Origin of the sequence: Kribbella steppae (assembly GCF_004342025.1) — a bacterium.
In the GTDB taxonomy this organism is placed as follows: Bacteria; Actinomycetota; Actinomycetes; order Propionibacteriales; family Kribbellaceae; genus Kribbella; species Kribbella steppae.
Genome location: NZ_SLWN01000004.1, coordinates 221,411 through 243,704, shown reverse-complemented (window position 1 = coordinate 243,704; position 22,294 = coordinate 221,411). Strand labels below are relative to the sequence as shown.

23 protein-coding genes are annotated in these 22,294 nt (G+C 69.0%); 18 read left to right on the top strand and 5 right to left on the bottom strand.

All coding sequences use genetic code 11. From position 1 onward, the window contains the following. Positions 1-7 precede the first annotated feature (7 nt). Positions 8-1,018 (top strand): DUF4037 domain-containing protein, encoded by a 1,011-nt coding sequence (locus tag EV652_RS13165; protein ID WP_132209379.1) that lies wholly within the window; start codon positions 8-10, stop codon positions 1,016-1,018. Here the strand turns inward: EV652_RS13165 and EV652_RS13160 are convergent. Continuing rightward, positions 1,015-1,869 carry a LysR family transcriptional regulator gene (locus tag EV652_RS13160; protein WP_132209378.1) on the bottom strand — a complete coding sequence of 285 codons (855 nt, stop codon included), beginning with the start codon at positions 1,867-1,869 and terminating at the stop codon, positions 1,015-1,017. The two genes, EV652_RS13165 and EV652_RS13160, sit on opposite strands and share 4 nt — an antisense overlap. 68 nt (positions 1,870-1,937) lie before the next feature. Between EV652_RS13160 and EV652_RS13155 the strand changes: the two genes are divergently transcribed. The 11 genes from EV652_RS13155 (at position 1,938) to EV652_RS13105 (ending at position 11,786) form a co-directional block, all read left to right on the top strand. Further along, positions 1,938-2,951 (top strand): EamA family transporter, encoded by a 1,014-nt coding sequence (locus EV652_RS13155; RefSeq protein WP_199238160.1) that lies wholly within the window; start codon positions 1,938-1,940, stop codon positions 2,949-2,951. An 8-nt stretch (positions 2,952-2,959) separates the two neighbouring features. Then, positions 2,960-3,328 (top strand): hypothetical protein, encoded by a 369-nt coding sequence (locus tag EV652_RS13150; protein ID WP_132209377.1) that lies wholly within the window; start codon positions 2,960-2,962, stop codon positions 3,326-3,328. 188 nt (positions 3,329-3,516) lie between these two features. After that, complete coding sequence (locus EV652_RS13145; protein ID WP_242001733.1) at positions 3,517-3,891, top strand: hypothetical protein; 375 nt, start codon at positions 3,517-3,519, stop codon at positions 3,889-3,891. Between the two features lie 103 nt (positions 3,892-3,994). Beyond that, positions 3,995-4,309 (top strand): integration host factor, actinobacterial type, encoded by a 315-nt coding sequence (mihF, locus tag EV652_RS13140; protein ID WP_132209375.1) that lies wholly within the window; start codon positions 3,995-3,997, stop codon positions 4,307-4,309. Positions 4,310-4,380: 71 nt separating this feature from the next. Further along, positions 4,381-4,992, top strand: coding sequence for a guanylate kinase (gene gmk / locus EV652_RS13135; protein ID WP_132209680.1), 612 nt, complete (start codon positions 4,381-4,383; stop codon positions 4,990-4,992). A 2-nt stretch (positions 4,993-4,994) separates the two neighbouring features. Next, positions 4,995-5,297 (top strand): DNA-directed RNA polymerase subunit omega, encoded by a 303-nt coding sequence (gene rpoZ / locus EV652_RS13130; RefSeq protein WP_132209374.1) that lies wholly within the window; start codon positions 4,995-4,997, stop codon positions 5,295-5,297. Between the two features lie 39 nt (positions 5,298-5,336). Further along, complete coding sequence (coaBC, locus tag EV652_RS13125) at positions 5,337-6,635, top strand: bifunctional phosphopantothenoylcysteine decarboxylase/phosphopantothenate--cysteine ligase CoaBC (RefSeq protein WP_132209373.1); 1,299 nt, start codon at positions 5,337-5,339, stop codon at positions 6,633-6,635. A gap of 12 nt (positions 6,636-6,647) precedes the next feature. Beyond that, a complete protein-coding gene (locus EV652_RS13120; protein WP_199238159.1) occupies positions 6,648-7,136 on the top strand; it encodes a GNAT family N-acetyltransferase in 489 nt (162 codons plus the stop codon). Between the two features lie 40 nt (positions 7,137-7,176). Further along, positions 7,177-8,292: a winged helix DNA-binding domain-containing protein gene (locus EV652_RS13115; protein WP_132209372.1), complete on the top strand. Its 1,116-nt coding sequence runs from the start codon at positions 7,177-7,179 to the stop codon at positions 8,290-8,292. Between the two features lie 182 nt (positions 8,293-8,474). Further along, the gene (gene metK, locus EV652_RS13110) at positions 8,475-9,668 is read left to right on the top strand and encodes a methionine adenosyltransferase (RefSeq protein WP_132209371.1); all 1,194 of its coding nucleotides are present in this window, start codon (positions 8,475-8,477) and stop codon (positions 9,666-9,668) included. A 93-nt stretch (positions 9,669-9,761) separates the two neighbouring features. Beyond that, positions 9,762-11,786 (top strand): primosomal protein N', encoded by a 2,025-nt coding sequence (locus tag EV652_RS13105; RefSeq protein ID WP_132209370.1) that lies wholly within the window; start codon positions 9,762-9,764, stop codon positions 11,784-11,786. Here the strand turns inward: EV652_RS13105 and EV652_RS13100 are convergent. Continuing rightward, positions 11,783-12,772: an ArsR/SmtB family transcription factor gene (locus EV652_RS13100; protein WP_132209369.1), complete on the bottom strand. Its 990-nt coding sequence runs from the start codon at positions 12,770-12,772 to the stop codon at positions 11,783-11,785. The two genes, EV652_RS13105 and EV652_RS13100, sit on opposite strands and share 4 nt — an antisense overlap. 72 nt (positions 12,773-12,844) lie before the next feature. On the opposite strand from EV652_RS13100, the gene EV652_RS13095 reads away from it, so the two are divergent. Together EV652_RS13095 and EV652_RS13090 are read left to right on the top strand one after the other, a co-directional pair. Further along, entirely contained in the window at positions 12,845-14,056 is a 1,212-nt protein-coding gene (locus EV652_RS13095; RefSeq protein WP_132209368.1) for an MDR family MFS transporter, read from the top strand. Between the two features lie 105 nt (positions 14,057-14,161). Next, a complete protein-coding gene (locus tag EV652_RS13090; protein WP_132209367.1) occupies positions 14,162-14,782 on the top strand; it encodes an HAD family hydrolase in 621 nt (206 codons plus the stop codon). On the opposite strand, the gene EV652_RS13085 is transcribed toward EV652_RS13090, so the two are convergent. After that, positions 14,775-15,914 carry a hypothetical protein gene (locus tag EV652_RS13085; RefSeq protein WP_242001732.1) on the bottom strand — a complete coding sequence of 380 codons (1,140 nt, stop codon included), beginning with the start codon at positions 15,912-15,914 and terminating at the stop codon, positions 14,775-14,777. The two genes, EV652_RS13090 and EV652_RS13085, sit on opposite strands and share 8 nt — an antisense overlap. Before the next feature lie 4 nt (positions 15,915-15,918). After that, on the bottom strand, positions 15,919-17,211 hold the full coding sequence (locus tag EV652_RS13080; RefSeq protein WP_132209366.1) for a C39 family peptidase: 1,293 nt from the start codon (positions 17,209-17,211) through the stop codon (positions 15,919-15,921). Between the two features lie 162 nt (positions 17,212-17,373). Between EV652_RS13080 and def the strand changes: the two genes are divergently transcribed. Genes def through EV652_RS13060 form a run of 4 tightly spaced genes read left to right on the top strand, consistent with a single transcriptional unit; the run spans position 17,374 to position 21,263 of the window. After that, positions 17,374-17,922, top strand: a complete 549-nt coding sequence (gene def, locus EV652_RS13075) for a peptide deformylase (RefSeq protein WP_132209365.1) — start codon at positions 17,374-17,376, stop codon at positions 17,920-17,922. Continuing rightward, positions 17,919-18,848, top strand: a complete 930-nt coding sequence (gene fmt / locus EV652_RS13070) for a methionyl-tRNA formyltransferase (protein ID WP_132209364.1) — start codon at positions 17,919-17,921, stop codon at positions 18,846-18,848. Before def ends, fmt begins: the two co-directional genes overlap by 4 nt. Further along, complete coding sequence (locus tag EV652_RS13065) at positions 18,845-20,224, top strand: RsmB/NOP family class I SAM-dependent RNA methyltransferase (RefSeq protein ID WP_132209363.1); 1,380 nt, start codon at positions 18,845-18,847, stop codon at positions 20,222-20,224. Before fmt ends, EV652_RS13065 begins: the two co-directional genes overlap by 4 nt. A 49-nt stretch (positions 20,225-20,273) precedes the next feature. Beyond that, the gene (locus EV652_RS13060; protein ID WP_132209362.1) at positions 20,274-21,263 is read left to right on the top strand and encodes a DMT family transporter; all 990 of its coding nucleotides are present in this window, start codon (positions 20,274-20,276) and stop codon (positions 21,261-21,263) included. On the opposite strand, the gene EV652_RS13055 is transcribed toward EV652_RS13060, so the two are convergent. Then, positions 21,252-22,202, bottom strand: coding sequence for a DMT family transporter (locus EV652_RS13055; RefSeq protein WP_242001731.1), 951 nt, complete (start codon positions 22,200-22,202; stop codon positions 21,252-21,254). The genes EV652_RS13060 and EV652_RS13055 overlap by 12 nt on opposite strands. Between the last annotated feature and the right edge of the window lie 92 nt (positions 22,203-22,294).

Below are 22,294 nucleotides of genomic sequence, written 5' to 3'. Positions count from 1 at the left end.
TCTCGGTATGGGTGCTTTCGTCTCCGGCCTGGAGTTGAGCCGGCGGTTCTATACCGAGGCGGTCCGGCCTGTGCTCGAGGCGTGGTTCCCGGACTTGCCGTACAGCGCGGCGTTGCTCGGCCGGGGCTCGGAGGTGCTGGGCTTCGACGACGCGATGTCGGGAGACCACAACTGGGAGCCGCGGGTCCTGCTGTTCCTGCGAAAGGACGATCAGGCCCGGAACGGCGACCGGTTGGCCGACGCGCTCAGTCGAGAGGTGCCGACCCGGTTCGCCGACCGGCCGACGGAGTACGGCATCCACACGCTCCGCGGCTACTTCCTCGAGCAGTTGGACTTCGACGTCGAGGGGGAGATCCGGGCGCGGGACTGGTTCACCTTCCCGGAGCAGAACCTGCGCATGGTCACCGCGGGCGCGGTCTTCCACGACGAGATCAGTCTGACGCCGGTTCGCGAGCGGCTCGCCTACTATCCGCGCGACGTGTGGCTCTATCTCCAGATCGCGGCCTGGTGGCGGGTCCATCCGGAGGTGAACCTGGCGGGTCGGACCGGGTTCGTGGGGGACGAGCTCGGGTCGGCGTTGATCGGGTCGCAGCTGGTGCACGACCTGATGCGGTTGTGCTTCCTGATGGAGCGGCAGTATGCGCCGTACTCGAAGTGGTTCGGGACGGCGTTCTCCCGGCTGTCCTGTGCTGCCGAGTTGTCGCCGCTGTTCTCGAAGGTGCTCGTCGCCCGGTCGTGGCAGGAGCGCGAGGAGGCGTTGATGGCGGCGTACTCGGGCGTGGCTCAGCTGCACAACACTTTGGAGATCACTGCGCCGGTGACAATCGGCGTGGAGCAGTTGTGGGACCGGCCCTTCAAGGTGGTCTGGGGTGACTTCCCTGGTGCGTTGGTTGCCGACATCAAGGATCCGGAGGTACGGCGAATCGCCGAGCGCTGGCCCGTCGGCGGCATCGACCAGATCCGCAACGTCCTCTGGGCCGCCCGCGACCGCCGCCAACTCATCGCCCTGTTCGACTAGTTGTCCTGGTAGAGGTTTGTCAGCAGGGTGACGGCGGCCTGGGTGGCCGGGTGTGGGTCCTGGCGGTGCCAGATGAGGTGGACGTCGACTGGGGGTGCGTCGCGGACGGGCCGGTAGACGATGCCGTCGCGGCGGTATTGGGTGACGGTGGCGTGGGGGGTCAGGCCGACGCAGCGGCCGGAGGCGATGGCCGAGAGCCAGTCGTCGACGTCCTGGGTGTACTCGAGCTTCGGCCGGGCGTCCTCGGGCCAGAGGTCGGCTGTGGTGCTTCCGGTCCGGCGGTCGATGACGATGGTGCGGTCGCTGAGTTGGGCGAGGGTGAGGGTCCGCTTCTTCGCCAATGGGTCGTCTGCGGCGAGAGCGCAGTACCTGCGTTCCTTCGCGACCGTCGTGTGCGCGAACCGGGTTTGGTCGACCTGCGTCCGCACGATCGCGAGATCGCAGAGCCCTTCGGCCAGTCCGCCGGTGGCTGTGTTCGTGCGCACGAGTTGCAGCTCGATCTCCGGGTGCTCGGCGGCCCATCGCCGCTGGAACTCCGCGGTGTACCTGCCGACCGCCGACCACGCGTGACCCACCCGCAACCGGGTGTGCCCGGTCGTTGCCTCCCGCACCAATTCGTCGACCTCGGCCAGCACCTGCCGGGCTCGGGCCAGCACCTGGACGCCGATGGTCGTCGGCGTGATCGTCCGGCTGGTCCGATGCAACAGCCGGACCCCGAGCTCCCGCTCCAGACCCAGCAAGTTCCGCGACACCGCCGCCTGCGAGACGCCCAGCTCGATCGCCGCATCCGTGAACGTCCCCGCCTCCACGATCCCGACCAGGCACCGCAACTGCCTGAGCTCCACATCCATAACCCCAGCGTATAGATGCCACCCCGGATGCATTTTGCCTGAGCTGTCATGGAACCCACGCTCGATCCATGACCGTGACCACCCAGCAGCCTGACCTCTCGGCGCAGCTCCTCGAGCCATCACGTGAGCGCCGCGTCGCCGGCGTACTGATGATGCTGGGGAGTGGGCTGTCTACCCAGGTGGGGGCGTCGCTGGGGGCTCTGGCGTTTCCGGTGGTCGGGCCGGTGGGAGTGGTGGCGGTTCGGCAGTGGGTGGCTGGGGTGGTGCTGGTTGCTGTCGGGCGGCCGAACCTCCGGGCCATGACCGCGAAGCAGTGGCGGCTGGTGCTGGGGTTGGCGGCGGTGTTCGCCGTGATGAATCTGTCGTTGTACACATCGATCGACCGGGTCGGGCTCGGGCTTGCGGTGACGTTGGAGTTTCTCGGGCCGTTGGCGGTGGCGCTGCTGGGCTCGCGGCGGCTGATCGACCTGCTGTGCGCTCTGGCCGTGGCGCCGGCGGTTGTGCTGCTGACCCGGCCGCAGGCGACGACGGACTACCTGGGCGTAGGTCTGGGCCTGCTGGCGGCTCTCTGCTGGGCCTGCTACATCCTGCTCAACCGCCGGATCGGCCGGGAGCTCCCCGGCGTACAGGGTGTGGGCGCCGCGGCCGCGGTGTCCGGGCTGGCCTACGTACCGATCGGCATCGTGGTGCTCTGGCACCACCCGCCGACCCCGGCGGCCCTCGCGTACGCCGTCGCGGCCGGTGTGCTCTCGTCCGCCGTACCGTTCCTCGTCGATCTGCTCAGCCTGCGCCGGGTGTCGGCACAGTTCTTCGGTGTGTTCATGAGCGTCAACCCGGTGCTGGCCGCCCTGGTCGGGCTCGTGGTCCTCGATCAGCGTCTCGGCCGGCTCGACTGGGTCGCCATCGCGGTGATCGTGACCGCGAACGCGGTCGCGTTGTCGGCCGGGCGACGCGGGACATCACGGCGCGGTTCCAGTCCACGGGTGCGACGTTCTTCACGGCGTGGCCGGCCCGAACGTGACCCCGGGATTCGACAGGGTTGCGGGGTGACGGGGAGCGACGGTCTTTCCGCTGAAGAGTAAGGATCGGTATGCGTAAGGTTGCGGCCCTAGCGGCGGTAGTGACAATGAGCGTCGGTGCGTTGACGGCGTGCTCGGGCGGCGACTACTGCGGTGAGCTCAAGAACTATGCCGAGTCGGCGAAGAACCTCGACATCAAGGACACCGCGGCGGTGGACAAGATGCGCGACGAGGCCGAGAAGGTGTCGAAGTCCGCGCCGGACGACCTGAAGGACGACTGGAAGACTCTCCTGGCCTACGCCGAGAAGGTGAGCGAGGCGAAGGGTGACACGGCCAAGCTGACCGAGCTGGCCAAGAACGACGGCGAGAAGATCAAGGCCGCCTCCGACGCCATCGCCAAGCAGGCCAAGGACACCTGCAAGGTCGACCTCGAGGGCTGATCAGGCTGCGTGGTGCAGGGGCCGGCCCGGAGTGGCCGGCCCCGACCATGTCCGCGGGATCGGATAGCTGTGAGCAATCACAGCCCCGACGGGAAAGCATCCGTTTCGGATGGTTTGGTCACTAGCTGTAGCGTCGCCACCAGCACCGCCCCCGAGGACCGACCTCCCGACCCCCGAGGATGAGAGCTTTGAAGCGCACACTCGCCGTCGCCGCGACCTTGATCGCCGGCACCGCCACCCTGACCGCCTGCACTGAGGAGCAGGCCTACTGCGTCGATCTGGCCGGGTACGCCGCCAACGCGGTGAACGTGGACCCGCAGAACCCGGCCGACTACACCAAGATCCTCGAGGACGCGAAGAAACTGCAGGGCTCCGCGCCGGCCGAGGTGAAGGACGACTGGGGTGTCGTGGTCGCGTTCGCCGAGAAGGCCAAGGCAGCGGGTACGGACCGTGTCGAACTGGCTCGGCTGAGCAAGCAGACCGGTGGCGTGATGACGGCGTACAAGACGATCAGCACGCACGCGAAGGACTCCTGCAAGGTCGACGTCCCGCAGTTGAACTGAGACTGGAACGATCGATTCCGCCCGCTCGCGGAGTTGGCACCGTGACCTGCCCGAACCCGTGTTAGGTTCCCTTGCGAAGCCATACAACGGGACAGGTGAAACGGTGCCACTTCCTTCTTTGACCCCGGAGCAGCGAGCGGCCGCTCTGGACAAGGCCGCGGCGGCGCGGCGTCAACGAGCCGAGATCAAGAACCGGATCCGGCATTCGGGAGCGTCTCCGACGGAGGTGCTCCACGAGGGGCAGACCAACGACGTGATCGGCAAGATGCGGGTCAGTGCGCTGCTGCAGTGCATCCCCGGCGTCGGCAAGGTCCGCGCCCAGCAGATCATGGAACGCGCGGGGATCTCCGAGACGCGGCGGGTGCGCGGCCTCGGCTCGAACCAGATCGCCGCCCTCGAACGCGAATTCGCCGAGTGAGCCAGACCGAAACCCTGGCCGGCTCGTTGGACACTGGTGTGAACATGACCACGCACAGGACGGACGAGACGATGGCTCCGCGGCAGGACCCGCCACGCACCTCCGGCGGCGGGAACGCCCAGCTGACCGTGCTGGCCGGGCCGACCGCGGTCGGTAAGGGGACGGTGGCGGCGGAGATCCGCGAGCGGTTCCCGGACATCTGGATCTCGGTGTCGGCCACGACGCGCAAGCCGCGGCACAACGAGGTGCACGGGGTGCACTATCTGTTCGTGTCGGACGAGGAATTCGACCGGATGATCGCTGACGGTGAGCTGCTCGAGTGGGCCGTCGTGCACAAGGCGGCCCGGTATGGGACACCGAAGCAGCCGGTGCTGGACAAGCTCGCCGAGGGCCGGCCGGCCCTGCTCGAGATCGACCTCCAAGGCGCCCGCCAGGTCCGCGAGACGATGCCGAAGGCGCAGTTCGTCTTCCTCGCCCCGCCCAGCTGGGACGAACTGGTACGGCGTCTGGTCGGTCGCGGCACCGAGACGGCCGAGGAGCGGGAGCGCCGGCTGGAGACCGCGACGCTCGAGCTGGCCGCCGAGAAGGAGTTCGACGTGACGATCGTGAACGCCTCGGTTCGGGAAGCCGCCGATCAGTTGGTAAAGTTGATCCGATCACCCCATATCCCTGGAAAGAGCTGAACTTGTCTGCCAAGGAACCAGTCGCCATCGGCATCACCTCCCCGCCGATCGACGACCTGCTCACCCACACCGACTCCAAGTACAAGCTGGTGCTGTACTCGGCCAAGCGGGCGCGGCAGATCAATGCCTACTACTCGCAGCTCGGCGAGGGCCTGCTGGAGTACGTCGGTCCGCTCGTCGAGACCCACGTCCAGGAGAAGCCGCTGTCGATCGCGATGCGCGAGATCAACGAGGGCGTGCTGACCTGCACCGACATCGACCCCGAGGCCGAGGCGGAAGCCGCGGCTGCGGAGAAGTCCGAGTAACCCACTCGCGATGACGACCGGGAACGGGGTCCTCTGCTGATGTCCGCAACCGGTGACCAGACCCCCGGAGCCACTCACGGCCCGGGGGATCCTGACGTTCCCGCCAAGGCTCGCCCGAACGTCGTCCTCGGGGTCGGCGGCGGCATCGCGGCGTACAAGGTCTGTGATCTGCTCCGGCGGCTGACCGAGTCCGGGCACAGTGTGCGGGTGGTGCCGACCGCGGCCGCGCTGGAGTTCGTCGGTGCGGCGACCTGGGCGGCGCTGTCCGGCCAGCCGGTGACGGCCGACCCGTTCGACAATGTGCAGGAGGTCCCGCACGTCCGGATCGGCAAGGCGGCCGAGCTCGTGGTCGTCGCCCCGGCCACGGCGAACCTGATCGCCAAGGCCGCGCACGGCCTGGCCGACGACCTGCTCACCAACACGCTGCTCACCGCCCGCTGTCCGATCCTGTTCGCGGCCGCGATGCACACCGAGATGTGGGAGCATCCGGCCACCCAGGCCAACGTCGCCACGCTCCGGTCCCGCGGCATCACCGTGCTCGACCCCGCGGTCGGCCGCCTCACCGGCGCCGACACCGGTCGCGGCCGGTTGCCCGAGCCGTCCGAGATCTTCGCGATCAGTCAGCTGATGCTCGCCGACGAGGCCGCACGGGCCGCCGGCCAGTCGGTCGCCGACCTGACCGGCAAGCACGTCCTGATCAGCGCCGGCGGCACCCGCGAGCACCTCGACCCGGTCCGGTACCTCGGCAACTCCTCGTCCGGCAAGCAGGGCTACGCGCTGGCCCGGATCGCAGCCGCCCGCGGCGCCAAGGTGACCCTGGTCGCGGCCAACTCCGAGCTGCCCGACCCGGCGGGCGTCCAGGTCGTCCCGGTGACGAGCACCAGGGATCTGTACGACGAGATCACCGGCCGCGCGGGTGACGCGGACGCGATCGTGATGGCGGCGGCCCCGGCGGACTTCCGGCCGGTCGATGTCGCCGAGCACAAGATCAAGAAGACCTCCGACGGCTCGGTCCCGGCGGTCAGCCTGGTGCAGAACCCGGACATCCTGCAGACGATCTCGCACGACCGCCGCCGTGCCGACCAGGTGATCGTCGGGTTCGCGGCCGAGACCGGTGACGCTGAGCACGACGTCCTCGAGCTCGGCCGGGCGAAGCTGGAACGCAAGGGCTGCGACCTGCTGGTGGTGAACGACGTCTCCGGCGGCAAGGTCTTCGGCAGCGACAACAACGAAGCCGTCATCCTCGACCGTGAAGGCAACGCCCTCCCGGTGCCGTCGGGCAGCAAGGACGCCCTGGCGGGCGTGATCTGGAACCTGGTCGCCACCCACTGGCACTGACTGGAGGCTGGTGTGGCGGTGCGGGTGGAGTTGGCGACCGAGGCTGATGTGCCGGTCATTCTGGGGCTCGCCGGTGAGGTCGAGCACTGGTTCGGTCCGATGGTCGGCAACCCGGGCTTCCAGCGCGCGGTGGACGAACACGTCGTCCAGCAGCGGGCGCTCGTAGCGTTCGGCCCGGCCGGAGAGCCGGCCGGAGCGGTGCTGTTCGGCGGCTCGTCACCGCGCTTCGCGGTCCACTGGCTTGTCGTCTCCGATCGCTTGCGTGGTCAAGGCGTCGGAAGCAGCCTGATGAGCGCTGTGATGGAGCGGCTCACCAACGGGAACGGCCTCGCCGCGGGCGAGGTGGTCGACGTCGTGACGTTCGGCGCGGACCATCCGGGTGCGATCACCAGCGGTGCCCGGGTGTTCTACGAGCGGCTCGGCTTCACGCCTGCCGAGCCTGCGCCGGACGGGCCCGAAGGTGGTTCGCGCCAGGTCTTCCGATTGACCGCTCGGACATAGCGGTCGGAACCTGTCCGCTTCTGGCGCTAGGGTCGGGGTCATGGAGATCTCATGGCCGGCCGTGGTCGCCCGGCGGATGCGGCGACACCACCTGGCAGATAACCTGGCGGCCTCCGCGGCGGACGCCGTTCGGGCTATGTGTGGTGCGCATGCGCAGGTGTTGTCGGCGGGGGAGGTGTCGGTAGCACTCCGGCTCGACAATGCGACCCGGGAGACGGTTCAGCAGGCAGACGGGGTCGTGAAGTCGCTCGGACCGCGTGGCACCGTGCATCTGCTGCCACTCGACGACCTGCCGCTGTGGACCGGTGCGCTGTCGGCTCTGCCGCCCGGTCCGCCACGGCCCGAGGCCATCCGGATGACGCCGGAGCAGACCGCTCAGGTGATCGCCGCAATCGGTGATGCGCTCGCAGAGGACGACCTGACCGTCGACGAACTGACCGAGGAGGTCGTACGACGGACAGGCCCGTGGGCAGGTGATCCGGTCATGGAGGCCTTCCAGGGCAACTGGCCGCGCTGGCGGCAGGTGATCCCGGATGCCGCCAACGCCGGTGTCCTCTGCTACGGACCGAACCGTGGCCGCAACACGACGTACTCGAACCCGCATCGCTTCAAGCCGTTCGAGCCGCTGCCCGCCGAGAAGGCGTTCACCGAGTTCCTCCACAGGTACCTGTACTCCTATGGGCCCGCGACGCCGCAGCAGTTCGCGCGCTGGCTCAGCACCAGCCTCGGGTTCGTGAAGAGATACTTCGATGGCCTGCCGCAGGTGGAGTTGGCCGGCCAACCTGCCTGGTGCGCACCCGGCGACGACGAGTTCCCGGACGACCCGGTGCGCGGTGTCAGGCTGCTGCCGTACTTCGACGCGTACGGCGTCGGCAGCTTCCCCAGGGAGCTGCTCTTCCCCGGCAAGGCGTTCACCAGAGCACTCGCGCGTGGTCAGGCCGGCAACTACCCGCTCCTGCTGGTCGACGGCATCGTCGCCGGTGTGTGGCACCAGAAGAAGTCCGGCCGGAAGCTGCACGTCACCGTCGAGGCGCTGACGTCCCTCAGCCGCACCCGGCAGCGCCGGCTGGAGGCCGAGGTGGACCGGTTGGCTGCGATGCTGGGCTGCACACCATCGCTCACCCAGGGCGACGTGGCGGTTGGTCCGCACGCCTGAAGACTGGCCGGTTGTCCAGAATATGATCATACGTCTCGAATAGCGGATGAATTCGGAGTGTCACCGGGACTCGGGCGGAAACTGCTGGCATACTTCCCCAAGATGCATCGCCAACCGCCGGTGCATGGGGGGACGCGCGGTCGTAGCACCGCCGCGCGACAAGAGGAATCCGAGGAGAACTTGTGGCGAGGCGCCTTTTCACGTCCGAGTCGGTGACCGAGGGTCATCCGGACAAGATCGCTGACCAGATCAGCGACTCCATTCTCGACGCGTTGCTGGCCGAGGACCCGAAGAGCCGTGTAGCGGTCGAGACCCTGGTCACCACGGGTCTGGTCGTCGTCGCGGGTGAGGTCACCACGGCGGCGTACGTCGACATCCCGGGAATCGTGCGGGCACGGATCCTGGAGATCGGGTACGACTCGTCGCTGAAGGGATTCGACGGCGCGTCCTGTGGTGTCACCGTGGCCATCGGCAGTCAGTCCCCGGATATCGCGCAGGGGGTCGACACGGCGTACGAGACGCGCTCGGACGCGTCGAAGGACGCGCTGGACCTGCAGGGGGCAGGCGACCAGGGGCTGATGTTCGGCTACGCCTCGAACGAGACGCCCGAGCTGATGCCGCTGCCGATCACCATCGCCCACCGGCTGTCCGCCCGGCTGTCCGAGGTCCGCAAGGACGGCACGATGGCGTACCTGCGGCCGGACGGCAAGACCCAGGTCACGATCGAGTACGACGGCGACAAGGCGGTCCGGATCGACACTGTGGTGGTGTCCAGCCAGCACGCGGCCGACATCAGCCTGGACTCGATGCTGACCCCGGACATCAAGAAGCACGTGGTCGACCCGGTGCTCGAGCAGTTCGACATCGACTCGGCCGGCTACAAGCTGCTGGTGAACCCGACCGGGCGGTTCGAGGTCGGCGGCCCGATGGGCGACGCCGGCGTGACCGGCCGGAAGATCATCATCGACACCTACGGCGGGATGGCGCGGCACGGTGGTGGCGCGTTCTCCGGCAAGGACCCGTCCAAGGTGGACCGGTCGGCCGCGTACGCGATGCGCTGGGTGGCGAAGAACATCGTCGCCGCCGGGCTGGCGGACCGGGTCGAGTGCCAGGTCGCGTACGCGATCGGCAAGGCCGCTCCGGTCGGCTTCTACGTCGACACGTTCGGGACCGAGACGGTGCCGGTCGACACGATCGCCGCTGCGGTCCGTGAGGTGTTCGACCTGCGGCCGGCCGCGATCATCCGGGACCTTGACCTGCTCCGGCCGATCTACGCCCAGACCGCGCGGAACGGCCACTTCGGCCGCACCGGCGAGGACTTCACCTGGGAGCGGACCGACCGGGTCGAGGAACTGAAGGCAGCCGTCAACAAGTAGGAACACGGCGTATTCGGCCCGGCTGTGGCGGTTGTCCACAGCCGGGCCGACGTCGTCCCACGCACTGTCGCCTCGGCGGACTAGAGTTTCCCGGTGACATCGAACGGGGAATCGCCTGAGCAGCTGACGCTGTTGCGGGACACCGTTCGCAAGTCCCGGACGAAAGAGCCGGCCGGGATCACCTCGACGTTGCCGGTGGCCCGGATCGCGGTCGACGTCTCGTTACCGCACCTGGACCGCCCGTTCGACTACCTCGTGCCCGACGACGTGGCCGAGGCCGCGCAGCCGGGCGTGCGGGTGAAGGTCCGCTTCGCCGGCAAGGATCTGGACGGGTTCGTGCTGGAGCGGCTCGAGTCCTCCGACCACGACGGCAAGCTGGCCCGGATCCGCAAGGTCGTTTCGCCCGAGCAGGTGTTGACGCCGGAGATCGCCGACCTCTGCCGCGCCGTCGCCGACCGGTACGCCGGGGTCTTCGCGGACGTGACCCGACTGGCCGTCCCACCACGGCACGCGAAGGTCGAGGGTGAGCCACTGCGCTGCGACCAGCCCGCGCCGCCGCCGCTGTCCACCTCGCGTTCCGAGTGGTCGTCGTACCCGCAAGGCTTCCTCGATGCGGTCGGCCGGTCGGAAGCGCCGCGCGCGATCTGGACCGCCGTACCGGGGGCTGATTGGGCGCTCGCGTTCGCGCAGGCCGCGGCGGTGTGTGCGGCGTCGGGTCGTGGTGCATTGCTGCTCGTGCCGGATGCGCGTGATCTCGAGCGGCTGGCGACGGCCTGTACGGCGGTGCTCGGGGCGAACGGGTTCGTCACGCTGTCGGCGGACCTCGGTCCCACTGCTCGCTATCGGGCTTTCCTCGCGGCGCTCCGTGGGTGCGCGCGGGTGGTGATCGGGACCCGGGCGGCGGCTTTCGCGCCGGTGGCGAATCTCGGGCTGGTCGCGTTGTGGGACGACGGCGACGATTCGTACGCCGAGCCACGTGCGCCGTATCCCCATGCCCGGGAAGTCCTTCTGCTGCGGGCGTATCGGCAGCAGTGCGCCGCGTTGCTCGGCGGGTTCGCACGGTCGGTGGAGGATGCCACGCTGCTGGAATCCGGGTTCGCGGCCGAGTTGATCGCGGACCGGACGGTGATCCGGGCGGCCGCTCCCGCGGTGCACATCGCGGGGGAGTCGGACACCGATCTCGCCCGTGATCCGGGGGCTCGGGCGGCGCGGTTGCCGCATCGGGCTTTCGAGATCGCGCGGGAGGGTTTGCGGTCCGGGCCTGTGCTGGTGCAGGTGCCGCGAGCGGGGTATCTGCCGAGCCTGGTGTGTCAGACGTGCCGGGCCCCTTCGCGGTGTTCGACGTGTGGCGGGACCTTGCGTCGGACCGGGGGAGCCGGGCCGCCGAGCTGCAGCATCTGCGGTAGGCCTGCGGCTGACCACAGGTGCCCGGAGTGTGGCGACACTCGGATGCGCGCTGCGGTGGTCGGCGCTCGTCGTACGGCGGAGGAGTTGGGGCGCGCGTTCCCCGGATTGGTCGTGCGTACGTCGGGAGGCGACAACGTACTGGACGTCGTACCGGACAAGCCGGCGTTGATCGTGAGCACACCCGGCGCCGAGCCGGTTGCTGAAGGCGGCTACAGCGCAGCCTTGCTGCTCGACACCTGGCTGATGCTCGCTCGCCCCGACCTTCGTGCGCCGGAGGAGGCGGTACGGCGGTGGTTCAACGCGGCTGCCCTCGTCCGCGCCAACGGCGCCGTCATCCTGGTCGGCGAACCATCCGCGTTGCCGTTGCAGGCAGTCGTCCGCTGGAGTCCCGAGGGCTTCGCGGCCCGTGAGGTCGAGGAACGCCGGGCCGCCCGCCTGGCCCCGGCCGCCAAGCTGGCCGAGCTCACCGGTCCGTCCGAGGCCGTGACCGACCTGATCGGCCGCCTCCGTCAGTTGCTGCCGGCAACCGCTGGGTTGGAAGTCCTTGGCCCGGTGGACGTCGACGACGAGACGGTGCGTGCGGTCGTGCGGACGCCGCGCGCAGCCGGCTCGGCCCTGGCGCGGACTCTGAAGGAGGCCCAGTCCGCTCGGAGTGCGAAGAAGAATCCCGGGTCGGTCCGCGTCCAGGTAGATCCGCCGAGCTTCGGCTAGGCCGTGGTTGCCAGCGGAGTGGACGCGGTCAGCAGTTGGCTGCCGAGCGAGGTGCGGTAGTAGAGCACGGCCCGACCGTCGCGGCGTGAGTCGACCACACCCGCGTTGCGCAGGATGCTGAGGTGCACACTCAACGTCGGCGCCGACACCCCGAGCTGGTGGGCCAGATGTGTTGTGGACATCGGCAGATCCAGGTGACTCACGATCGCCGCGCGGGTCCGCCCGACCAGGTCCGCGAGCGGTGATTCCGTGGTGTCTTGCCGGTCCTCCCACAACCGCCCGAGACCACGCGGCGGGTAGGTGATCGTCGGGACGTGTGGCGCCGCGGTCACCGACAGCGCCGCCGGCCAGGTGAACACGCCCGGCACCAGCAGCACACCCTGCCCGGCCATCGGCTCGCCGTCACAGATGAACGGCCGGTCGATCTCGATCCGGGTGCCGCTGAACCGTACCGACGGATGCAAGTTGCGGAACAGCCGCTCGATGCCGCCGCTGGCCAACTCGTCCAGCCGGAACGCCAGGTCCTCCTGCAACAGCGCACGCATCCGCGGCCACTCCGGCTCGATCGCGCGTCGCCAGTAGCTCTCCAGCGACGACGTGATCAGGTCCAGCGCCTTGGCCGGCTGAGCGATCAGCTCCGGCAGCAGCGGGTGCGGGGTGTCGTGGTGCAGTTTGCTGAGCTCGTCGACCACCAGGTGATGTGGCGTGGCGGCGATCGCGGCCAGGCCCGACTCCAGGCTGGTCGACCGGCGCGGTGGCGCCGGCGTGATGAAGTCCGGGATGTACCCGATCGGCGGAACGAGGGCCCGGAGCAACGTCAGATCCGGGCCGTCGATGATCGGCCGGACCTTCTGCAACCACGGTCCGTGCACGCTGCGCGCGGTGTTGTTGCTCAGCGCCCGGACGCTGGTGACGGCCTCCCACACCGGCGACAGGGCGAACCGGATCCGGCCAACGTCTCCGGCGTTCAACCTGATCGTGATCACGGTGCCACCCTAACCGATTAGTCCTGTGCCTAATCGTCGACAGTACTACGGCCGTCTCCGAGAGTTGTCCTCATGAGTTCTGCCGCAGCTGTCGAGTCGCCCGCGCCCGCCCTGCCGCGGGCCTTCTGGGCGCTCTGGGTGTGCCAGTTGGTCAACCGGCTCGGCAGCTTCGTCCAGCCGTTCCTCGTTCTCTACCTGACCCAGGACCGCCTCCTGTCGGCCGGTACGGCGGGTGCCGTAGCGGCTGCGGTCGGTGCCGGTTCGGTGGCGTCGCAGCTCGTCGGCGGCTGGCTGGCCGACCGCGTCGGTCGCCGCGTCACCATGCTGTTGTGTTTCTTCGGTACCGCCGGCGCGCTCATCCTGCTGGGGTCGGCCCGGTCGATGGCGACGATCTGGGCGGCGGCGTTTCTCGTCGGCCTGCTCGGCGACCTGTTCCGCCCGGCGGTGCAGGCGACCGTGGCCGATCTGCTCCAGCCGGGTGAACGAGTCCGCGCGTACGGCCTGCTCTTCTGGGCGATCAACCTCGGCTTCTCCATCTCCACCGTCAGCGCGGGTGTGCTGGCCTCGATCGGCTACGGCCTGCTCTTCTGGCTGAACGCGGGTACGTCGGTGATCGCCGGCCTGGTGATCTGGATGATGGTGCCGGAGAGCCGCCCGGCCCTGGACGAGGGCACGTCGCGCCGGCCACTGCTGCCGGTGGCACTCCGGGACACCGTGTTCCTGTTGATGATCCTGCTCCAGATCGGCTACGCCACCATCTACTTCCAGGGCTACTCGACGCTGCCGCTGGCGATGGCGGATGACGGCCTGCCGTCGTCGACGTACGGGCTGGTGATCGCCCTCAACGGCGTGGTGATCGTGCTGGTCCAGCCGTTCCTCGGCAAGCGGCTGGCGAGGTTCGACCGGCCGAAGCTGCTCGCCGCGTCGATGCTGGTCGTCGGTCTCGGGTTCGGAATCGGCGCGGTCGTGCACGACTGGTGGGGCTACGGGCTCTCGGTCGTCGTGTGGACGATCGGGGAGATCGGCTTCGCGGCGGTGATCGGTGCGGTGTTCGCGGACCTCGCTCCGGTCGACCTGCGCGGCGGCTACATGGGCATGTCCGGCATGGCCTTCGGTATCGGCACCGTGGTCGGACCGCTGGCCGGGACCAACTCCCTCGAGTTCTTCGGTCCGACCGCCACGTGGATCGGCTGCGCGCTGCTCGGTGTGGTTATCTTCATCGGACAGTTCGCGCTGGCGCCGGCGCTGCACGCTCGAGCCGCCGCGAACGCGGCGACCGCATGACGTGAGCGCTCGCGACCGCGGCGCTGGAGTCGGTCACCGCGCTGGAGACCGTGCCGATCCTGCGGACCGTCAAGGCGGCGGCGCCGTTCGCATAGGGTTGCGGACATGACGGAGCGGACGATCGACGTAGTGGTGTTCGACATCGGTGGGGTGCTGCTGGACTGGAGCCCGGACTATCTGTACGCCGACCTGATCCCGGACGAGCAGGAGCGCACCCGGTTCCTGACCGAGGTGACGACGCGGGACTGGAACCACCAGCTGGACGCCGGCCGGCCGTGGGAGGAGGCGATCGCGGAGCTGACCGCGCTGCACCCCCAGCACACCGAGTGGATCGAGGCGTACGACACCGGCTGGCTGAAGATGGTCAGAGGTGTCTTCGAGGACACCGTCGAGCTCGTCACCGAGCTGCGCGAGCTGGGCATCCCGACGTACGCGCTGACCAACTTCTCGGCGGACAAGTGGGAGGTCGCGAAGGAGGCGTTCCCGATCCTGACCGGATTCGACGGTGAAATCGTGTCCGGCGTCGAGGAGACGGTGAAACCGGGCGAGAAGATCTACCGGATCCTGCTCGAGCGGTACGGCCTGGACGCGGCGCGCACGTTCTACACCGACGACGTACAGCACAACGTCGACGGCGCCCGCGCGGTCGGCCTCGACGCCGAGCTCTTCACCGACGCCGCGTCGTTGCGCAAGCACCTCCGCGACCGCGGACTGCCACTCAAGTAGCCGGCGCGGAGAAGGTTTCGGTGTACGCCGGGGTGGTCGCGAGCTGGGCCGCCTCGACGTAGACCGTGTTGTCCTGGCACGTGAGCGGAGTCAGCGCGGTGCCTGGTTTTCCGGTGTAGATGCGCTGCGGTTGTTGCAGGCCGGGGCGCCAGCGGTTGATCTGGTACGCCTCGTCGCCGTCGTCGACGGTTCTGGTCTCCCAGAGAATCCAATGGCCACAGGCAATGATCGTGTCGGTGACGACGACACCGAGGGCGCGGGCGGGGGAGTCGACCGACTCACGCACGTACGCCTTGCTCTGGTACTGGTCCGGATCGGTCGCGCCGACCTCGGACCACACCGTTGCCCCGCGCAAGGAGGCGCCACTCCACTGGATGCAGTTCGTCGCCGCCGGCACGGGGCGCACCCGGCCGCCCGACAGTGCGGCGGTCAGGATGCGCTTGCAGCGGCGAGCGCTCTCCGGTGCGGTGATCTCGCTGAACGTCACCGTGTCGGCCGACACGACCGGATCGGCGACGTACCCGGGACCCGGCACGCACGCGACGGTCCGCGACTTGAGCGTGGCGAGCTCGGCGATGATCAGGCAGGACCGGTTGCGCGCGTCGGTCGAGCTGTAGGCGAAGGTGCCGTCGGAGGCGCCGATCTCCGGCTCGGACACCTTCGGCAGTAGTTTGCTCAGGTCCGCGGGCCGGCCGGTGGTCAGGTCGTAGCGGTAGACGCGGATCTCCGGGTCCGGGCCGTCGGACCGGATGTCCTCGATCAGCGCCCACCGGTCGTCGATCACCACCGGCGACTGGGCAACGAAGCCGGCCGCCGGGACGTGTCGGACGACTGCCTTCTTGCTGGCCCGGTCGGTGATGGTCGTCGTTCCCGCCTCATCGCTGCCGCGGGTGACGAGGTACTTGCGCTGCTGCGTGACCAGGTGCTGTCCGTCGACCGGTTGCCGCATCATCTTCGTCCACACCGGCAGCGCCGTACCGGTGTCGGTGGGCGCTGACGGTGTCGTGGTTGGCGGTGTTGCCGTCGTACGGGGGTTGGTCGGCGTACTGGATGGGCTGCTGGAGTCGTCAGTGGACGAGGAGCAGCCGGCCACGAGCAGGACGGCCAGGACAGCCAGGGTCAGACGACGCATGGAGTCAGAGGCCGATGTTCTTGAAGGAGTTGGCCAGGGTCGCGTTGAACAGGGCGGTCGCCGGGATGTTCTTCGGGCCGTCGGTGACGTTCCCGCGGCTGTTGAACCGGCGCTCGTTGAACACCTCGTAGATCGCGATCGTGCCCTTCGCCCGGTCGTAGCCGCGGCCGACCTGGTAGTGGCCGCTGTGGTTGAAGGCCAGGTACGGGAAGTAGCGCTTCAGCAGTTGGGTGTGCTCGATGACCGGCGCGGGCCGGCCGTCGCCGAGGTGGTTCTGGTGCACGGTGAAGAACTTCTGCGCGTTCCAGTGGCCGACGTTCTGGACGATGTAGGTGCCGGCCGCGAGGTCCCAGTTGGTCTTCAGGTTGGTCTGCTTGACCATCGCCGAGATCGCCGTACCGGAGGTCGTCGTGCCGAGGTCCTTGGCCCAGGACGCCTGGGTGTCCTTCTGGTTGTCGTCGGCCCAGTCGATCGACTGGAACGTCGCCGGACCGCACCAGTACCCCTTCTCCTGCGAGGTCCGGAAGCCCTTCATGATGTACGACGACGTCGGCAGCTTCACCGGCGCCACCGGAGTAGGCACCGGCGTCGGCGTCCCGCGACTAGGCGCACTCCGCGTAGGCATCGGCGTGCTCGGGACCGGCGTGGTCGGAGCGGTCGGAGTCGCTGTCGGGGGTGCGGTAGGAGTCGGTGGGGTCGGCTCGGAGGACGCATCCAGCAAACGGAGAGAGCGGGCTTTGTCGCGGCCGTCCCAGGCGGCTTGCATCTCGTCGAGTTCGGCGTTGACGCGGGCGCTCTTCGGCATCGACGCGCGTTCCGCGACGAAAGCTTGCGGGGTGAGGTCACCGGTCGGGATGTCCTGCTCCACACCGACCTCGCCGTCGGCACTCACGCTCGGCGGCGGCGCCATCATCTCCTGCAGCGCCGCCCCGCTCGGCACCTGATCCACGAAGCCCAGCCCGAGGCAGTAGTTCTCCTCCTCGAGCTTGAAGCAGCGCATCACCGAGGAGGCCCGTGCCGAGCTGTCTGCGGACCGCAGCTCCAGGCTGTTGGGCGAGGTCTCGGTCACCTGCTTCACCACCTCGCTCCACGACCGCGCCGCAGTGTCCTGGGCGACAGGCTGGGTGGGAGTCTCGGTGGACGGGACCGCAGTGGTCGGCTCGCTGGCGGGGATCGCGGTGGCCGGCGCGCTGGACGTCGTACGGTCGCGCGGCTGGTAGGCGGCTGCGGTAAGGGGTGCCTGGGCCAGTAAGGCACCCAGGAGGATCAGAGTTGCCCCCCGTGCTGCTGTGGGCATTGGGTCTCCCGTTGGGCGTGTGACGGTTGTGACTGTAGGTACGCCTGAGACCACAGTACGTGCTTGTGGCAACAATGTGGAGGCCCCCTCCCGGCCCGAACCCACCGGCGGAGCGCACTAGACTTGCCAGGTCCAGGTCCGTGGAGCGCTGTGGAGAGTCTGTTGTCGGTCACACCCATCCGCCTGTTCGGCGACCCCGTCCTGACCACCAAGGCCGCGCCGGTCGTCGACTTCGACGCCGAGTTGCGCCGCCTGGTCCAGGACCTCACCGACTCCATGCAGGCCGCCCCGGGCTCGGGCCTGGCCGCGCCCCAGATCGGCGTCGGCCTCCGTGTCTTCACCTGGCACATCGAGGGCGAGCTCGGGCACCTGGTCAACCCGGAGCTGGCGCTGTCCGCGGACGAACAGTTCGGCCCGGAGGGCTGTCTGTCACTCCCCGGCCTCACCTTCGACTGCGTCCGGGCCCAGTCGGTGATCGCGAGGGGTTTCAACATGTACGGCGATCCGGTCTTGATCGAGGGCTCGGACCTGCTGGCGCGCTGCATCCAGCACGAGACCGACCACCTGGACGGCGTCCTGTTCATCGACCGGCTCGACACCGAGACCCGGAAGCAGGCGATGAAGGCGATCCGTGAGGCGGACTGGTCCGGCCTCAGCGGCGTACCGACGGTGAAGGTGTCACCGCACTCGATGAATGGGTTCGGCCTGTGAGAGTCGTCTTCGCCGGTACGCCGGAACCAGCCGTCGCCGCCCTCAAGGCGATCGTTGCCAGCCGCCACGAAGTGGTCGCCGTCGTCACCCGTCCGGACGCACCGGCCGGCCGCGGCCGCAAGCTGGTCGCGTCGCCGGTCGCCCAGCTCGCCGAGGAGCTCGGGATCGAGGTTCTCAAGCCGGTCAAGCCGAGCGATCCCGAGTTCCTTGCCCGGCTGACCGAGATCGCGCCGGATTGCTGTCCGGTCGTCGCGTACGGCGGATTGTTGCCCCAGGCCGCGCTGGACATCCCGAAGCACGGCTGGATCAACCTGCACTTCTCGGTGCTCCCGGCCTGGCGGGGGGCCGCGCCGGTGCAGCACTCGATCATCGCCGGCGACGACGTGACCGGGGCGAGCACGTTCCGGATCGTGAAGGCGCTCGACGCCGGCCCGGTGTACGGCGTACTCACCGAGCCGATCGGTCCCGAGGACACCTCCGGTGATCTGCTCACCCGGCTGGCCGAGTCCGGCGCCAAGCTACTGGTCGACACGCTGGACGGGGTCGAGGCCGGCGTACTCGAGGCGCGGGAGCAGCCGGCCGACGGTGTCACGCTGGCCCCGAAGATCAACGTCGAGGACGCCGAGCTGGACCTGAGTGCTCCGGCGCAGCGGGTGGATCGGCTGGTGCGCGGGTGCAACCCGGCACCGGGCGCGTGGACGACGTTCCGTGGTGAGCGGTTGAAGGTGCTCGCCGTCCGGCAGACCGATGAGGAGCTGAAGCCTGGTGAGCTGCAGGCGACCAAGTCGAGCGTGAAGGTCGGTACCGGCAGCAAGGCGGTCGAGCTGGTGACGGTTCAGCCGCAGGGCAAGAAGCCGATGGCCGCGGCCGACTGGGCTCGTGGCGTCCGGCTCACCGATGAGGACCGCCTGGGACCGTCCACGTGAGTGATCGTTCGCCTCGCAACCGGGCGCCGCAGCGACGTCCGGATCAGGTCCGCCGGGTCGCCTACCAGGTGATCCGGCAGGTGACCGCCGAGGGCGGGTACGCGAACCTCGCGCTCAACAAGGCGCTCCGCGACCAACGCCTCAGCGGCCGGGACGCCGCGTTCTGCACCGAGCTCGTGCACGGCACGCTGCGCTGGCAGGGCACGTACGACGCCTTCCTCGCCCGCAACGTGTCGCGCCCCCTCGCCGACCTGGATCCGGAGCTGCTCGACCTGCTCCGCCTGGGCACGCATCAGCTGTTGCGGATGCGAGTCGACTCGTACGCCGCGGTCAGCGAGATGGTGACGCTGACCCGCTCGGAGATCGGCCAGAAACGCAGCGGCCTGGTCAACGCCGTCCTCCGCAAGATCAGCCAACGCTCCCTCGACCAGTGGATCGCGTCGGTTGCACCGAGGATCGAGGACGACCGGCTCGGTTACCTGGCAATCGCGAAAGCCCATCCCCGCTGGGTGATCGAAGCCTTCGTGAAAGCGCTGGACGACAAGGGCCTTGAAGAACTGCTCGATGCGGACAACGCGCCGCCCCGGGTGACGTTGGTGGCTCGGCCGGGGCTGTCGGATGTCGATGAGTTGGTTGAGGCGGGTGCGTCGCCGGCTCGCTGGTCGCAGTACGCGGCCGTGTTGCAGGGTGGTGGTGACCCCGGCCGGATCCACGCGGTGGCCACTGGTCGGGCCGGTGTTCAGGACGAGGGCTCGCAGCTGGTCGCGACCGCGCTGGCGACGGCCCCGCTCGACGGTTCGGACACCAAGTGGCTCGACCTCTGCGCCGGGCCGGGCGGCAAGTCCGCTCTGCTCGCGGCAATCGTTCAGCAGCGCGAAGGCCAGCTGACGGCAATCGAGCCGCTCAAGCACCGCGCCGACCTTGTCCGCGCCAACCTTCGCGCGATCCCCGGCGACCACCAGGTGCTGGTCGGCGACGGCACCAAGCCCACCTGGCCGGCCGGGTCGTTCGACCGGGTGCTCGCCGATGTCCCGTGCAGCGGCCTCGGCGCGCTTCGCCGTCGACCAGAGGCCCGCTGGCGCCGTACGCCGGAAGACGTGGTCGAGCTCCAGCCATTGCAGGAGGACCTGCTCGACTCGGCGATCACGTCGGTCCGACCGGGTGGCGTGGTGGCATACGTCACCTGCTCGCCACACCTCGACGAGACCCACGCGGTGGTGGACGCCGTACTCGGCAAGCGGGACGACGCCGTGCTCGAGGACGCCCGAGCGCTGTTCCCGGGTGTGCCCGATCTCGGCGACGGTCCCGACGTACAGCTGTGGCCGCACCTGCACGGCACCGACGCGATGTATCTGGCGTTGATCCGGCGGTCGTAATGTGGACCCTGTTGTCAGGTGCAAGACGGCGAACGGTCATGATAGAGGGGTGACAACGACCGCCACCCGCCCTGCCCGTTCGGCCCAGCACCACCAGGTCGTCGGGCTGAGCGCGGCGTTCGGCATCGGGATGCTGGTCGCGGTCCAGTCCCGGCTCAACGGCGAACTCGGTCACGTTCTCGCCGATGGTGTCGCGGCCGCGCTGATCTCGTTCGGCACCGGCCTGTTGATCCTGCTGATCGGTACGGCGTTGGTGCCGCCGATCCGCCGTTCACTCGGCAACGTCTGGCGCGCCATCCGGACGCCGATGCGCGGCCACGGCGGTCTGCGCTGGTGGCAGTGCATCGGGGGACTGGCCGGCGCGTTCCTGGTCGCGACCCAATCCATCACGGTGTCCGTGATCGGAGTAGCCGTCTTCACCGTGGCGGGCGTGGCCGGGCAGGCCGTCAGCAGTCTGGTCGTCGATCGCCTCGGCTTCGGTCCGGCCGGTCCCCAGCCGTATACCACCCTCCGCGTCGTCGGGGCGGTCCTGGCGCTCGCAGCCGTCGTACTCGCGGTGTCCTCGCAGTTGAGTCACCCGGACGGCCTGCTGCTCGCCGTACTGCCTGCACTGGGCGGCATCGGTGCGGCGGTCCAGCAAGCCATCAACGGGCGCGTCGCCCGCACCGCCTCACGGGACGCGTACGGCGCGGTCGCGGCCGGCGTGGTCAACTTCCTCGTCGGCTTCGTCGCCCTGCTCGCGGTCTTCCTCGTCGACCTGACCATGCGGGGTGCACCGCAGCACCTGCCGAGCGAGCCCTGGCTGTACTTGGGCGGCGCGTGCGGAGTGATCTTCATCAGCGCGGCCGCGGCTGTGGTCCGCGTGGTGGGCGTGTTCGTGCTCGGCCTCGGGACGCTCGCCGGTCAGCTGATCGGGAGCCTGTTCATCGACCTGTTCGTCCCGGCCGCCGACAAGGCCGTCACCTTCCCGGTCGTCGCCGGAACCTTGCTCGCCCTGGTCGCTGTAGTGGTCGCCGCCGTGCCGAACTTACGCCGCTGACGCCTCGGCAGCCAGCGCCGGCTTGCGCCTGAGGTTCCGCAGCAAGCCCTGCGAGACCGCGACGCCGAGCAGGACGATCAGCGCGCCGACCGGCTGGTACCAGGTGATGTGCTCGTGCAGCACGATCACGCCGACCAGGATCGAGAAGATCGGCATCAGGTAGGTCACCATCGACGACCGGCTGGCGCCGATCAGCCGGATGTTGCGCAGGCTGAGCACGAACGCGAGCCCGCTCCCGAGTGCTCCGAGCGCGATCACACTGCCGAGCACCTCGATCGACAGCGACCACGGCGCCGGCGGCGCCTCACCGGTGATGATCGGAGCGACCACCGCGAGTTGGACCGCTGCGCACATCAGCAGGCTGGCGGACAACGCCGTACCGGACAGCGTCGTGCCGGCGATGAACCGCTTCTGATAGGGCACCGCGAAGCCGTAGCAGACGGCCGCGAGCATGCACAGCAGCTGACCGGTCAGGTTCGCGCCGCCCTGGACGTTCCACGCACCGAGTACGACGAGCATGCCGCCGAACCCGACCATCAGACCGAGCACCCGCTGCAGCGAGAACGTCTCGGTGCGGAAGATCAGCACCGCGATCGGCAGGACCACGAGTGGGGTGATGCCGTTCCAGATCCCCGCCAGGAGGGACGGAATCCGCTGCTCGCCGTACCCGAACAGCGTCCACGGGATCGCCGATCCGACCGCGCCGACGACGAACGAGTACACCCACAGGCGCGGATCGCGGGGCAGCGACTCCCGCTTCACGGCCAGGATGATCAGCAGCACCAGCGAGCCGGCGACGACCCGCCCGAGCGCCAGGTAGAGCGGATGCAGTTCCCGCACGCCGACCGAGATGAACAGGAAGCTGCAACCCCAGATGGCCGCCAGGGCCAGCATCGTCGGAAGCCAGGCCTGCAGCGGGACCCGGTCAGTAGTCGTCACGGTGCTCACTCCTGACATCCTGCACTACCTGACCGACAACCTGTACATATTTGCCCGCCATCGGGCACTGCCGGTGAGAAATGGACGACCAG